Origin of the sequence: Pseudomonas mucidolens, assembly GCF_900106045.1 — a bacterium.
GTDB classification, from domain to species: domain Bacteria; phylum Pseudomonadota; class Gammaproteobacteria; order Pseudomonadales; family Pseudomonadaceae; genus Aquipseudomonas; species Aquipseudomonas mucidolens.
The window spans coordinates 3,736,993-3,750,820 of record NZ_LT629802.1 but is presented as its reverse complement, the minus strand read 5'-3'; the positions used below and the strand labels follow the sequence as shown (position 1 = coordinate 3,750,820).

Annotated in this window: 11 protein-coding genes; 9 read left to right on the top strand and 2 right to left on the bottom strand. The window is 58.6% G+C overall.

Features of this window, described 5'->3' with window-relative positions:
* Positions 1 to 30: 30 nt before the first annotated feature.
* From BLU75_RS17310 to BLU75_RS17295, 4 genes are all read left to right on the top strand, one after another.
* Positions 31 to 651 carry a LysE family translocator gene (locus tag BLU75_RS17310; RefSeq protein WP_084381934.1) on the top strand — a complete coding sequence of 207 codons (621 nt, stop codon included), beginning with the start codon at positions 31 to 33 and terminating at the stop codon, positions 649 to 651.
* Between the two features lie 848 nt (positions 652 to 1,499).
* A complete protein-coding gene (locus tag BLU75_RS17305; protein WP_231982574.1) occupies positions 1,500 to 1,685 on the top strand; it encodes a phosphoribulokinase in 186 nt (61 codons plus the stop codon).
* 457 nt (positions 1,686 to 2,142) lie between these two features.
* The gene (locus BLU75_RS17300; protein ID WP_084381932.1) at positions 2,143 to 3,558 is read left to right on the top strand and encodes a hypothetical protein; all 1,416 of its coding nucleotides are present in this window, start codon (positions 2,143 to 2,145) and stop codon (positions 3,556 to 3,558) included.
* A gap of 335 nt (positions 3,559 to 3,893) precedes the next feature.
* Positions 3,894 to 4,337 (top strand): GNAT family N-acetyltransferase, encoded by a 444-nt coding sequence (locus tag BLU75_RS17295; RefSeq protein ID WP_084381931.1) that lies wholly within the window; start codon positions 3,894 to 3,896, stop codon positions 4,335 to 4,337.
* A gap of 102 nt (positions 4,338 to 4,439) precedes the next feature.
* Here BLU75_RS17295 and BLU75_RS17290 read toward each other — a convergent pair whose 3' ends face one another.
* Positions 4,440 to 5,078 (bottom strand): hypothetical protein, encoded by a 639-nt coding sequence (locus tag BLU75_RS17290; protein ID WP_084381930.1) that lies wholly within the window; start codon positions 5,076 to 5,078, stop codon positions 4,440 to 4,442.
* Positions 5,079 to 5,278: 200 nt separating this feature from the next.
* On the opposite strand from BLU75_RS17290, the gene BLU75_RS17285 reads away from it, so the two are divergent.
* Entirely contained in the window at positions 5,279 to 5,440 is a 162-nt protein-coding gene (locus BLU75_RS17285; protein ID WP_084381929.1) for a transcriptional regulator, read from the top strand.
* A gap of 217 nt (positions 5,441 to 5,657) precedes the next feature.
* On the opposite strand, the gene treR is transcribed toward BLU75_RS17285, so the two are convergent.
* Entirely contained in the window at positions 5,658 to 6,362 is a 705-nt protein-coding gene (treR, locus tag BLU75_RS17280) for a trehalose operon repressor (protein ID WP_084381928.1), read from the bottom strand.
* Positions 6,363 to 6,670: 308 nt separating this feature from the next.
* On the opposite strand from treR, the gene treP reads away from it, so the two are divergent.
* The 4 genes from treP (at position 6,671) to ptsP (ending at position 13,825) form a co-directional block, all read left to right on the top strand.
* Positions 6,671 to 8,113: a PTS system trehalose-specific EIIBC component gene (gene treP / locus BLU75_RS17275; RefSeq protein WP_090221514.1), complete on the top strand. Its 1,443-nt coding sequence runs from the start codon at positions 6,671 to 6,673 to the stop codon at positions 8,111 to 8,113.
* A gap of 119 nt (positions 8,114 to 8,232) precedes the next feature.
* Positions 8,233 to 9,879: an alpha,alpha-phosphotrehalase gene (gene treC / locus BLU75_RS17270; RefSeq protein WP_084381947.1), complete on the top strand. Its 1,647-nt coding sequence runs from the start codon at positions 8,233 to 8,235 to the stop codon at positions 9,877 to 9,879.
* Between the two features lie 147 nt (positions 9,880 to 10,026).
* Positions 10,027 to 11,247: a maltoporin gene (locus BLU75_RS17265; RefSeq protein WP_090221513.1), complete on the top strand. Its 1,221-nt coding sequence runs from the start codon at positions 10,027 to 10,029 to the stop codon at positions 11,245 to 11,247.
* A gap of 49 nt (positions 11,248 to 11,296) precedes the next feature.
* Complete coding sequence (gene ptsP, locus BLU75_RS17260; protein WP_084381945.1) at positions 11,297 to 13,825, top strand: phosphoenolpyruvate--protein phosphotransferase; 2,529 nt, start codon at positions 11,297 to 11,299, stop codon at positions 13,823 to 13,825.
* Positions 13,826 to 13,828: the final 3 nt, after the last annotated feature.

Below are 13,828 nucleotides of genomic sequence, written 5' to 3'. Positions count from 1 at the left end.
GTCAGTTTCTGAAGGCGCGGGGAGGTTGAGGTGAGCATCAGCGTAATCGCCGCATTTTGGGCCGTATCTTTGTTATTGGTTTTAACGCCTGGCGCGGATTGGGCTTATGCAATCTCTGCAGGCGTGCACGGGCGTCGTGTCGTTGTTCCGGCTGTGGCCGGCATGATGTCAGCGCATCTCTGCGCCACATTAATAGTCGCAGCTGGAGTCGGCGGCGTGGTTGCAAGCTCACCAGGCGCGCTATCACTGCTCACCCTTGCGGGCGCAGGCTACCTCGCATGGATGGGCATCAATATGGTCATGAAACCCTCCACACCTGCTCAAGGTGAATCCAAGGGCTCGCCCAGCAAGTCTCGGTGGGCGCTGAAAGGTGCCTGCATGGCCGGCTTGAACCCTAAGCTGTTTTTGTTCTTTCTGGCTCTGCTTCCCCAATTCACCAGCCTTAGCGCAGCGTGGCCGGTTTCCGTGCAGATTATTTGTCTGGGATTACTGCATATTATCGGCTGTAGTGCCGTGTACTTGGCTGTTGGGTTCGGCGCCCAGGTTGTACTCGGAGGCAGACCTGACACCGCGAAGCGTGTCAGCCAGCTATCTGGTGTCGTGATGATCTTGTTAGCCATGGCGCTGACCATAGAGCGCTTGTCCTCTTGACACGACTTTGGCTGAGTCTCGTATTCTGCATGGCCGTGGGTGTGATGGACCGCTGTCGACCCAAAGCAGTCATTCGATCATGCGATTGCTGCGCGGTGTCTTGCCGTTTAATGTACCGCCAAAGCACCACACAGGGCACTAGTGTTCTGTTCTCGAATTACCATTTCTCCGATCTTGGCTACACTTCCAGTGTCATCCAACGTTCGGGGAAGTGCCGATGAACACGCCAAAAATCGTCCTCACTCCACCTCCAGGTTGTCAGGAGAAAACACACATGTCATTGGAGGGCTAGTATCCTGTCTCGCAGACAAGTTGTTTCCTTTTGAGGAGCACTGTCTCAGCCATACTGATTTGCCATTCTTCGCCATAGCCCTGCTATAGCAGCGACAGGCGATGAACGCTTTCCCAATGTGCAGATTGAGCTGGTATCAGGCTCCTCTGATTCACTCATCGCTCGGGTGCACCGGGGCGACATCGAAGCTGCATCCGTCTCGGAACCTTTCCATGCTGAGGGCTTAGATAGCCATAAGCCTTCGTGAAAGAGCTAGTTCCAGTTGTCGCGAAGAACAGCCCCGTGACCAATGCACGGGATCTGCATGATTTGACCATAATTGCCTTCGCCAGTGGATGCTCATACGGTTGACGTGGTTCACGTCCTGCTTCTCACTGAACTCAAAAAAGAGCGCGAGCTTAATGGGTAGAGGCTGTTTGCGGCTTATAAATAGGACTATGCGTTTGATTGGAACTTGGATTTACCATAAACCCCGTTATGGGTAACGCGTGGATCAGTCGGTGGAGGCCTCTACCTGACTGGCGAGAAACCCGTCTCGGCGGAACTGGTGGAGTCAGTGCTTTCACGTCAACTGGACGACCTGGAGCCAACCTTAATGCGCCATGGTTACCGCATCAAGGACTTGGTGGAGCAATTTGATGCCGAGCCTACCGAGATCAACGCACTCTTCCACAACATGCTTGATCCGGCCCGGCCCGCCGAGTTGCGCGATAGAATGCTGGCCGCGGGACTGCCGATCTAATCTTATTCAGTCGCAATTAATGCTGGCCGACAGCGATGGAATGCAGGTCGAAACGGATAAATGCAGGTTCATTCGCAATTAACTCGGGGTTATGCCGAGATAATGGAAAATTAGGACATTCACGTCGCAAGTGGTTGTTCTATAAAGGCTACGTGCAACCAACTCATCCGCTGCAATGCTTGGCCACCTCGGCCAATCTGCGGACGCCTATTGCGTTGTCTCCGGAATTTTCCATCCCGAGAAGTAGTTGCATACCAAAATGAGTGAATTTTCCCCTTATCTCGGCATAACCCCAACTACTCGCGCGGTGCGATCGCCCGTCCCGGTGCTGGCGCGGTCGCGTGGCGGCACCCCAGTCGCACGAACCTGCACACCCCCCACTCCAACAGCACTTGGGATCATCCGCAAGAAAGCTTGCTATCCTGCCGCCGGGCCAACTGTCACATGGGGGGGAGCTGTGTTCTCACTGAAGCGCAAGGGCGATTACCGCCTGCAGCTGACTCGCACATTGAAAAAACCGGGCCGGCACCAGGTCGAGCTGTATCTGTTCACCCCTCACGAAAGCAACTTTTCTGCCAGGACCCTGGCCGAGGAACAGTTCTTCTTCAGCGCCCTGACGCACCGCTTCGGCCTGCTGGGCCTGCCGGCCAAGGACCGCGCCAGCAAGGCCGACACCTCGTTCTCGCTGCTCTCGCCCCACTACGAAATCATGTACGGGTCCTGGTTTTTCCAGTACCTGGCCTCGATGGAGCGCTTGCGCCAGCAATTGCAGAGTTCGGGGGCCACGGCGGAACCGATCAGCCGCGCCCTACGACTCAGCCAGAATTTTGCGCAACGCTTGCGCAAGACCGCTCCCCAGCAAAATAACCAGCTGCGCTACTTCCGCCAGATGGACATCTATTTTTCCTGGTATGCCGAGCAGTACCTGCTGGAAAGCATGACCCTGGACGGCTTCGCCGACCTGGACGAGGAACTGAGGCAGTCGATGGCCGACTTCCTGCGCCAGGAGTTCAAGCACCGCAAGGAGCGCAAGTACCTGGGCGACTTCCTCGGCACGCCGACCCGAGTCTGGAACCGCATGAGCCTGTATCACCGGCTGCTGGAATATCCGGTGCTGCTGCGCTCCAGGATCACCGAGCTGGGCCCGGGAACCCATAAGCTGGTCAAGGCTGCGTCCACCACGCTGATCATGTCGCTGTTCACCTACTTCCTGTTCAACGCGCGAGACGCCAGCCAGAAGCTGTCCCTCACCCTGTTGCTGGGCATCGCGCTGATCTACGCCCTCCGCGACCTGCTGCGCGACGACATGATCAGCGCCATTACCCGCTGGTTGCGCAAGGGCAAGCCGCGCTGGAAGATCCGCCTGCTGATGCCCTACACGAAAAAATTACTGGCCCAGCAACTGGTCTGGCTGGACTACCGAAAACTCCCCGAGCTGCCCCGGCAGGTGCTGGAACACTCCGGCAAGTGGGCCAGCAACGAAGAGCGGCAGATCATTTGCTACCGCTCGCGGCTCACTCTCGACAAGGCGGCGCTGGAACAGGACGAGATCCAGGAGCGACTGACCCTGGACTGCGAACGGCTCTGCGAGATGATCCTGGCCAGCAAGCACCAGCTGTTCGTCTGTGCCGACGAGGCCGATCCGTTTGCCTCCATCCAGGCGCATCCCATCGAGAAGCAGCACGATTACAACCTGCTGCTGGTGCATACCGAACCCGGCCAGTCCTATTCCTCCGCGCAGCGCTGGCGTCTACGGCTGGGGGCCAACGGCATCGTGCAATGCGAGATCAAGAAGACGCACTGGCCCGAGCCACCGGAACGGCAGATGACGAGCTGGCGCCAGCGCCTGACCGGCCTGTGGCGGCGTGACTGAGCCTCGCCGCTGGCACCGCTTCGCGAAAATGGCACAACCCCAACTCCGGTCCGCGGCGCCGGCTGGACGCAATTAATGCTGGTCGAAAACCGCGTTGATTGCAGGTCAGCATGTTTTCCAATGCAGGTCGTTACAGCTAGTGGCTCAGATTCCCACAGCACCAGCATCACCAGGTACTGCGGGAATGTGAGCCCGAGTTCGGCCAGAAGCAGCCTTTCATGACCGGCTGCTAGCCACCTGTAACCTCGCGCTCATCCGGATCGCGATCCATCGTCAGGCTTTGCGAAATGTCAGGCAGGCCATACCATACTTTCACGTCATCAAAGGCTAATGGAATGGCACTACAACTCAGACAAGCACGTGTTATCGATCTTCCGGCCATCTACAGAGGCGAGGAGAGCTATATCCGCTGTTGGGAGCCCGAGCATGAAGCATCGTGGCGAGCCCAACTGGAACGGCACCTGACGCGTTGGGTAGAGAATTTTGACCGTCTGAACGTCGCGTTCATGGGTAATGCCTTCGCAGGTTACTCACTCTGGATACCTGCGCAGAGTTACGCAGAACTTTGCACTATTCATGTAAGTCCAGAACATCGGCGTAGCGGGGTGGGAATGGCCCTCTTGGAAGCCTATGCATTGGACGCGGCACGGCACGGATTCACGCAGTTGCGGTTGAGTGTGCGACCTGATAACCCCGCGAAGAGGATGTACGAGAAGGCGGGGTTTTTATGCACCGGTATCGGTACCCATGATTACCTGACGTATAAGCGCCATGCGTGAGGGGGGGTCGGTGCGGGTCCGCTTCTGGCCGGGAATGGCCAATGGCAGCCTGCGCCACTTGAGCTGCAGCGGATCTTGCGGGATGACTATTTGCTCAACTGTCTAAGGCGAAGGTGCTGCGTTGACCGTATACCAACCCGACGGTGTCTTTGCACACACTTGCGGTCTTAACGGTGTTTCGACGGTGGTATTGGCCTGAGTGGATAGTTGTCGAACGGCAATCACGCAGCCTGCTTTCCACGTGCTGACTTTCATGATTTGAAGTTCCATTTCATAGTCTTTGCCGGGTTCGGGAATGAGCGTGACGGGCGCGGGAAAGCATGATATCTGCGAGCCCCCCATGGCGAACCCTGCAATAAAGGGTTTCCCGGCCGGGATGACATGCTCGTCAAACACCTTGGGTGACTGATTGATGGCTTTGCTCGCCTTACTGGCAGGCATGCCAACCACGCTGTTTTGGCTGTCTGTCGCCCGAAAAGGGTAGAGTCCGGCCGAGTCGACATGCGCCGTTTGCCATCCTGCTTCTTCAGGTGTTTTGGTGAGCAGGGACTCGTTGTAAAACGCCTCGCAGGTCTGGCCACTGATGAAGCCCGCATTGGTGGTGTCGCCCGTGATCAGGCGAACGCGAGCAGTGTTAGCCGGGTCATATTGGCTGATTTGTGCTTCGTTGCGAACATCGGTTTTAGTAGTGGCGCAGCCGATAAGGGTCAGGCTTACGGCCAGCGGCAAGAGTAAACGCATGTGTAACATCCATATTCTGTGATGGTTGATGGCCGCAGCCATACTATGAGGGGATTGTACTCGCCCACTTGGCATGCGCTTTCAATTTTGACGAAGACGCTATATCGCTTGGCCGATAATGTAGACGTCGGTGTAAGAGCGACCGCTTATGGCCGTTAGCTAACCTTGTACCGCCCGCTCAACAAAGAGGATGGCACCAGATGAAAGGCCGACCACACGACGAAGCAATGGCCGAGCAGTTCCACGCCGACCCGGACTATGCGGCCGAGCTGGCCATCCTATTGCGGCAAATGGCCAAGGCGTTCGGGCAGGGTGAGGGGTGGAGTCTTACCGATGCAGAGCGCAAGCTATCGTCCACATAATAGGATATGGCATATTTCATGGTATTGAGAAAATTTAGCGCCATAAGTAAATGATAATTATGGGTTTTTATCTGTTGTTTACAATCGAGTGGGAGTGATCCTGCGCCATCAGGTGAACGCTGAATAACAGAACCCCGGCCTTCGAGCCGGGGTTTTGTGTTTTGTGAGTCGATGAATCAAACCCCACCGCTCCCACATTTTTGATCTTCGCGTGGCCTTACCGCCGTGCAATATCCGAAAAGTAGAACTTATCCAGCGTATGCCGCGATTCGGTGTACTCGAACTGCCGCCCGTCCTGCAAGAACGTCTGGTTGCTGACCACGATCACATGGCTCTGGCCGTCGAGGTCGAGGTGGGCCTGATCGTCCTTGCCTCGGGGCAAGGCTTCGATGGTGCGTTGGGCGTAGCTGATGTGCAGGTGCAGGGTCTGTTCGATGAATGCGTAGATCGACTGCTCGGCAATCGCCTGGTCCAGCCCCGGGATCAGGTCGGCGACGAAGTGGTTGATGTCGAGGATTACCCGTTTGCCACCGATGCGTCGTACCCGTTTGATCCGGGTGATCAAACTGCCGGGTGCGGCTTCGATATGTTCCAGCAGTGAACCTTCAAGGGGGAACTGGCTGAAATCCACCACTTCGGTGTGCACGTCATCCCCGAGGTCGGCGTGGGTCTCGAGAAAGCTGACGATCCCGCCGAGCTGGAATTCGATGGGGTTGGGTGACAGCACAAAAGTGCCCTTGCCATGGATTTTTTGCGCAAACCCGCGCTCCTGCAACTGCTCGATGGCTCGACGCACGGTGCCACGGCTGGCCTGGTAGGCGTCCATCAGTTCGGTTTCGGAGGGAAGGCGCGTGCCGCGTTGCAGGCGTTCGGTGGTGATGTTGGCAAGCAGATCGGTATAGATCTGGTTGTATTTGCTCATGGGGGAGGGCTCTGTGCAGCGTTTGCATTCAAGGCAGGAACCTTAGTGGCAGAGGTGGGGTTTGTCCATCGGGCCCTTGGATATCACCCATCTCGGCAGGGGCGAGTTTGCGGCGAAAAATCTGACATCCCTCGGCGCTCTCGGTTTTTTCGCGAGCAAGCTCGCTCCTACAGGTGGTGAATAAAATAAACAAATTGTAACTCGTCTAGACGAGCTGTTGATTTAACTCGTACAGACGAGTACTTTGCTCCTCGGCGTGCTGCCAATGACTGCCCTCAATAACAAAAAAACCAAGTGGAATATCAAGCATGAGCCACGACTACCCGAACATTGCCCGCGAGATTCTGCGCAGTCTCGGCGGCAGCGAAAACCTTGAGCAAGCTGCCCACTGCGTGACCCGTCTGCGCCTGGCCCTCAAGGACCCAGGCCTGGTCAGGAATGCCGAGTTGAGTCAGGTTGACCTGGTCAAGGGCTCGTTTTTTACCGGCGGGCTGTTTCAGATCGTGATCGGCCCCGGCGAGGTGGAAAAGGTCTATGCCGCGTTGCGGGCAGAGACGGGCTTGGCCGCATCGACCATTGCCGACGTGAAGCAGAAGGGCGCGGATAAAACCAACCCCATGCAACGGCTGGTGCGGGTGTTTTCCGATGTGTTCATGCCGATCCTGCCGGCGCTGATCATTGCCGGCCTGCTCATGGGGGTGAACAACCTGATGGGCGCCAAAGGCATGTTTATCGAGGGGCAGACGCTGCTGGAAGCCTATCCAAACCTGGATGGCTTGTGGAGCCTGATCAACCTGATGGCCAACACTTCGTTCGTGTTCCTGCCCGCGTTGGTGGGCTGGTCGGCGGCCAAGCGTTTTGGTGGCAGTGAAATCCTCGGCATTGTCCTCGGCCTGATGTTGGTGCATCCGGATCTGCTCAACGCCTGGAACTATGGCAAGGCGGTGGCCGGTCTCGACGGCCAGAGCTTGCCGTACTTCGATATCCTGGGTTGGTTCCAGATTGAAAAGGTCGGCTATCAAGGGCAAATCCTGCCGATCCTGATGGCCGCCTACGTCATGAGCGTCATTGAGAAATGGCTGCGGGCGCGGGTGCCGAATGCGATTCAACTGCTGGTGGTGCCCATCACCACTATCGTCGTCACCGGCGTGCTGGCGCTGGCGATTATCGGCCCGGTGACCCGGCACCTGGGCATTCTGATCACCGAAGGCGTGGTCACGCTGTTCGATCTGGCGCCGATGCTTGGCGGCGCGATTTTCGGTCTGTTGTATGCGCCGTTGGTGATCACCGGCATGCACCACATGTTTCTCGCCGTGGACCTGCAACTGATCTCCACCCAGGGCGGCACCTTTATCTGGCCGATGATCGTGATGTCCAACCTGGCCCAAGGCAGCGCCGCGCTCGGCGTGTTCTACATGAGCCGCAACGCCCGCGACAGGAGCATGGCCTCGACGTCGGCGATTTCCTCTTATTTCGGCATCACTGAACCGGCGATGTTCGGCGTCAATCTGCGCTTCAAGTTTCCGTTCTACGCGGCCCTGCTGGGCTCGGCGCTGGGCAGTATTTTCCTGTCGCTGAACAAGGTCCAGGCCTCGGCGATCGGCGTCGGTGGCTTGCCCGGTTTCATTTCGATCGTGCCCCATGCCATCCCGATGTTTGTGATTGGCATGGTGGTGGCGATGGTCGTGCCGTTTGTTTTGACCTGTGCGTTGAGCATGAAGATCGTTCGGCCGGGGTATCGGGTCGCCTGATCCATTGCTATCGCGGCTAGCTCGCTCCCACAGGTTGGAATGCATTTCAAAATGTGGGCGCGGGCTTGCTCGCGAAGGGGCCCTCAAAGCCAGCACACCACTCATTGAAGGAACCCACCATGCAAGACTGGCAACATTCGGTGATCTACCAGATCTACCCAAAAAGCTTCCACAGCCACGCGGGTAACGCCACCGGTGATCTGCTGGGGATCGTCGACAAACTCGATTACCTGAAGTGGCTGGGCGTCGATTACCTGTGGATTACGCCGTTCCTGCGTTCGCCGCAACGCGACAACGGTTACGACATCAGTGATTACTACGCCATCGATCCCAGCTACGGCACCATGGCCGACTGTGACCTGCTGATTAGCGAAGCCGCCAAGCGCGGGATCAAGCTGATGCTCGACATCGTGGTCAATCACACCTCCATCGAGCACGCGTGGTTCCAGCAGGCGCGCAGTAGCCTCGACAATCCTTATCGCGATTTCTACATCTGGCGCGACCAGCCGAATAACTGGGAATCCAAGTTCGGCGGCTCGGCCTGGGAATACGAAGCGCAAACCGGCCAGTACTTTTTGCACCTGTTCGATCACACCCAGGCCGACCTCAATTGGGACAACCCCAAGGTCCGCGCCGAGGTGTTCAAAATGATGCGCTTCTGGCGTGACAAGGGCGTCGGCGGTTTTCGCCTGGACGTGATCAACCTGATCTCCAAACCCGCGGACTTTCCCGAGGACAACACCGACGGCCGCCGTTTCTATACCGATGGACCGAACGTTCACCAGTACCTGCAGGAAATGCACCGCGAAGTCTTTGCAGGGCATGACCTGATCAACGTGGGCGAGATGTCGTCCACTCGCCTGGAACACTGTGTTCGCTACTCGCGCCCCGAGTCGAAAGAACTGTCGATGACCTTCAACTTTCATCACCTGAAAGTCGATTACCCCAACCTGCAAAAGTGGGTGCGGGCGGACTTCGATTTCCAGCAGCTAAAACGGATCTTTTCCGACTGGCAACTGGGCATGCAAGCGGGCGGCGGTTGGAATGCGTTGTTCTGGTGTAACCATGATCAACCGCGGGTGGTCTCGCGGTTTGGCGATGACGGCGAGTATCGCGTGGCCTCGGCGAAGATGCTGGCTACGGCGCTGCACTTTTTGCAGGGCACGCCTTTTGTCTACCAGGGCGAAGAGTTGGGCATGACCAATCCGGGCTTCGACAGGATTGAGCAGTACCGTGACGTCGAGACCTTGAACATTTACCGCCTCAAGCGCGATGCGGGTGAGTCCGAAGTCGGCAACATGGCCGCGATCATGCAGAAGTCCCGGGACAACGGGCGGACGCCAATGCAATGGAATACCGACGCTAACGCGGGTTTCAGCCGTGGCGAACCGTGGATCGGTATCCCGGTGAATGCGGCGCAGATCAATGTGCAAAGCCAGTTGGATGACCCCGAGTCGGTGCTGCATTACTACCGCGCGCTGATCGCGATGCGCCGCGTCGAGCCTCTGATTCTGGAGGGTGTGTATCGCCCATTACTGGCGGAGCACGCCCAGGTCTGGGCATACCTGCGCGAAGGGCAGGGCGAACGCCTGCTGGTGTTGAACAATTTCTACGGCACGCCGTGTCAGATCGAACTGCCTCGCGAGGTCATCGGCGAGACGACCGAACAACGCCTGCTGATCAGCAACTACCCCGACTGCCCGGCGCGCACGACGCAGGTTTCGCTGCGCCCATACGAATCCTTTGTGCTGCATCTGACCGACTGACATCCCCTTGTAGGAGCGAGCTTGCTCGCGAAAAGCCTGAAAGCGCCGCGTGCATCCAGGATGCCCGCGTCATCGTTGACGATGTTCGCGAGCACGCTCGCTCCTACAACATCGCGTCACAAACAATAAAAAGAAATGGAGCGCTTCATGAAAACAATAATAAAGCTGGGCCTTCTTACTTCTTGCATGACGCTTGCGTTGGCCGCCCAGGCCCTGGAGTTTTCAGGTTATCTGCGCAGTGGCGCGGGAACTTCAACGGGCAGTGGTCCGCAGCAATGTTTCCAGTTGCCGGGCGCACAGACCAAATACCGCCTGGGCAACGAATGCGAACAGTATGGCGAGCTGGAATTGCGCCAGGATCTGTTCACCCTCGACGACGGCTCGGTATTGAGCGTCGATGCCATGGCTTCGCTGTACAACAAGTACGACCGAGAGTTGAAGTTCCAGGGGGAAAACAACGGCTCGGCGCGCATGCCGCAGATGTATGCACAGTGGTCGAACATGCCCAGCCTCAACGGCGGGTCGCTGTGGGCCGGTCGCCGCTACTACAAACGTAACGACATTCATATCTCCGACTTTTACTACTGGAACCAGAGCGCCACGGGCGGTGGTATCGAAGACGTGCTGATTGGCGACCTGAAGTACAGCTACGCGTTGTCACGCAAGGACAACCTGTACCAGAAGGAATACGCCACCCGCCACGACTTCAATGTGGCCGGTTTCAAGACCAATCCCGGTGGCGAGCTGGAACTGGGTTTGAGCTACATCGAGAAAGCCGGTGGTCGCGACGCCAACAGCGGCTGGGCGCTCACCGCCCAGCACGTGCAGACATCGTTCTTCGGCGGCAAGAACAAGTTCGCCTTGCAGTACGGTGAAGGGCCGGGCACGGGCCTGGGTTACACCGGCAATACGGCCCTGGACAAGAGCAGCAAAAGCTACCGCGCGGTGGAGTTTTTCGACTGGCAAGTGACGCCGCGATTGGGTGGTCAGGTCGAGGCGGTTTACCAGAAAGATATCCGCCCCGGTCGCCAGGACCAGACCTGGATTTCCCTGGGGGTGCGCCCGGCCTACGCGCTTACCGAACAGTTCAAACTGGTCGCCGAGCTTGGTCACGATCAGGTCGATGCCCGCGGCGGCACCCGCAAGCTGAGCAAGTTTACCTTCGCCCCGACCTGGTCGCCCAAAGGCCCGGCCTTCTGGGCGCGGCCGGAAGTACGCGTGTATTACACCTACGCGGCCTGGAACGAAGCGGCCAAGCGTGCGGCCAATGAACTGGCGGCGGGCTCGGCATTGTCCGACACCGGTAGTTACGGCTCGGCGCGACATGGCTCGAACTTTGGTGTGCAGGTTGAGTACTGGTGGAAGTAAGCCTTCCTTCGTTCGATGATTTTTACAGAACAAACTAACAGGTGAAGTCATGACCACAACTCAAACCCTGGAACTGCTGGCGCCCCTGGCGGGGGTGTTGCTTCCGCTGGAGCAGGTGCCGGACCCGGTATTTGCCAGTCGCATGATTGGCGATGGTGTGTGCATCGACCCGACCTCGCAAATCCTCTGCGCGCCGTTGGCCGGGGTGATCAGCAACATCCAGGACAGTGGGCATGCGGTGAGTGTCACTGCTGACAACGGTGTCCAGGTGCTGATGCATATCGGTCTGGACACCGTTAACCTGGCGGGCAAGGGTTTTACCCGAAGGGTGAAGGAAGGACAGCGGGTCGAGGCCGGTCAGCCGTTGATCGAGTTTGACGCCGACTTTGTCGCACTCAATGCCCGCAGTTTGCTGACCTTGATGCTAGTGGTGAGCGGCGAGCCTTTCGCCCTGTTGGTCCCGGAGACCGGACTGGTTGCGGTCGGGCAATCGCTGTTGTGTGTGACGGCTGAACCGGGCATGGCCGCGGATGAGCAAGAGCAGGGTGAAGCGCTGTTTTCCAAGCCCGTGACGCTGCCCAACGCCAACGGCTTGCATGCGCGTCCGGCGGCTGTCTTTGCCCAGGCAGCCAAAGGTTTTAATGCAAGTATTTGCCTGCACAAACAGACCCAGAGTGCCAATGCCAAGTCGCTGGTAGCGCTCATGGCACTGCAAACCGCACAGGGCGATATCGTGCAAGTGAGTGCGATTGGCGAGGATGCCGAGGCCGCCATCCAGATGCTGGCACTGCTGCTTGTCGAAGGATGTGGCGAAACGGTAGCGGCTCAGGTTGACAGGCCTGCAGAGGTGACGCCGGTATCCTCTGCGAGCGTGTTGCGCGGTGTTTGTGCGTCACCTGGGTCGGCGTTTGGTCAGGTGGTCCAGGTCGCGGAACCTGAGTTAAGCATCACCGAGGTTGGCAGGGGAGAAGCCACCGAGCGCGCTGCACTGGAGCGCGCCCTGCTACAGGCGACCGAAGCCCTGCAAGCCTTGCAGACCAAGACGGGCGGCGCCCAGGCGGAGATTTTTCGGGCCCACCAGGAACTGCTGGAAGATCCGACGTTGCTGGAGCAGGCACAGGCGGGGTTGGCCCACGGCAAGAGTGCGGCGCTTGCCTGGAAACAGGCCACGGTCGCCACGGCGACGCTGTTTCAGGGACTGGGCAGTGCGCTGCTCGCCGAGCGCGCCGTCGATTTGGCGGATGTTGGCCAACGGGTGCTGAAGCTGATTCTCGGCATCAACGACAGTGTGTGGGACTTGCCGGAGCAGGCCATTCTTATCGCCGAGCAGCTGACCCCCTCGCAAACCGCGAGTCTCGACACCCGCAAGGTGTTGGGGTTCGTCACCGTGGGCGGCGGCGCAACCAGCCATGTCGCGATCCTGGCCCGCGCCCTTGGCTTGCCGGCGATTTGCGGCGTGCCCGCTCAGGTATTGCACCTGGCCAAGGGCAAGCAGGTGCTGCTGGACGCCGACAAGGGAGAACTGCGCCTGGAGCCCGACTTGGCCGAAATCGAGCACTTCGAGGCTTCTCGGCAACAACAGGTTTTACGCCGTCAGCGCGAGGTGGAGCAGGCGCAGCGGGCCGCGATCACCCGCGACGGTCATCACGTCGAGGTGTCGGCCAACGTGGCGTCGTTGCAAGAAGTGGAGCAGGCCCTGTCCTTGGGCGGTGAAGGTGTCGGCTTGCTGCGTTCGGAGTTCCTCTACCTCGATCGCAACCGCGCGCCGAGCCCTGCTGAACAGGCCGCGACCTACTGCGCCATCGCCCGTGCGCTTGGTGGCGAGCGCAATCTGGTGGTGCGGACCCTGGACGTGGGTGGCGACAAGCCGCTGGGCTATGTGCCGATGGAGCGCGAAACCAACCCGTTCCTCGGTCTGCGCGGCATTCGGCTGTGCCTGGAGCGTCCGGAACTGTTGCGTGAACAGTTTCGCGCAATCCTGGGCAGCGCTGGTCTTGCGCGGCTACACATCATGTTGCCAATGGTCAGCCTGCTCTCGGAGTTGCGTCTGGCGCGCAAGATGCTTGAGGAGGAAGCCCAAGCCTTGGGGCTCAAGGAGCTGCCAAAGTTGGGAATCATGATTGAGGTGCCGTCGGCGGCGTTGATGGCCGATGTGTTTGCGCCGCATGTGGACTTCTTCTCCATCGGCACCAACGACCTGACCCAATACACCTTGGCCATGGACCGTGATCATCCGCGCCTGGCCAGTCAGGCCGACAGCTTTCATCCGGCCGTGCTGCGGTTGATTGCCACCACCGTCAAGGCCGCCCACGCTCATGGCAAGTGGGTGGGGGTGTGTGGTGCCTTGGCCTCTGAAGCGTTGGCGATACCGATGTTGGTCGGGCTTGGCGTGGATGAGTTGTCCGTCAGCGTGCCGTTGATCCCGACCATCAAGGCCACGGTGCGCGAGCTGGACCTGGCTGACTGTCAATTGATCGCCCGTCAAGTGTTGGACCTGGAAGATGCCGCGCAGGTACGTGAGGCGTTGCGCCGGTATCCGGCGGTGGCCGTCGAAACCCCTTTGGTTGTGGAGAACTGAGTC

What these genes read in the sequence shown, in the direction of transcription:
- BLU75_RS17295 (WP_084381931.1), top strand. Translation starts at nt 3,894, where the DNA reads ATGGCACTACAACTCAGACAAGCACGTGTTATCGATCTTCCGGCCATC.
- BLU75_RS17290 (WP_084381930.1), bottom strand. Translation starts at nt 5,078, where the DNA reads ATGCGTTTACTCTTGCCGCTGGCCGTAAGCCTGACCCTTATCGGCTGC.
- BLU75_RS17285 (WP_084381929.1), top strand. Translation starts at nt 5,279, where the DNA reads ATGAAAGGCCGACCACACGACGAAGCAATGGCCGAGCAGTTCCACGCC.
- treR (WP_084381928.1), bottom strand. Translation starts at nt 6,362, where the DNA reads ATGAGCAAATACAACCAGATCTATACCGATCTGCTTGCCAACATCACC.
- treP (WP_090221514.1), top strand. Translation starts at nt 6,671, where the DNA reads ATGAGCCACGACTACCCGAACATTGCCCGCGAGATTCTGCGCAGTCTC.
- treC (WP_084381947.1), top strand. Translation starts at nt 8,233, where the DNA reads ATGCAAGACTGGCAACATTCGGTGATCTACCAGATCTACCCAAAAAGC.
- BLU75_RS17265 (WP_090221513.1), top strand. Translation starts at nt 10,027, where the DNA reads ATGAAAACAATAATAAAGCTGGGCCTTCTTACTTCTTGCATGACGCTT.
- ptsP (WP_084381945.1), top strand. Translation starts at nt 11,297, where the DNA reads ATGACCACAACTCAAACCCTGGAACTGCTGGCGCCCCTGGCGGGGGTG.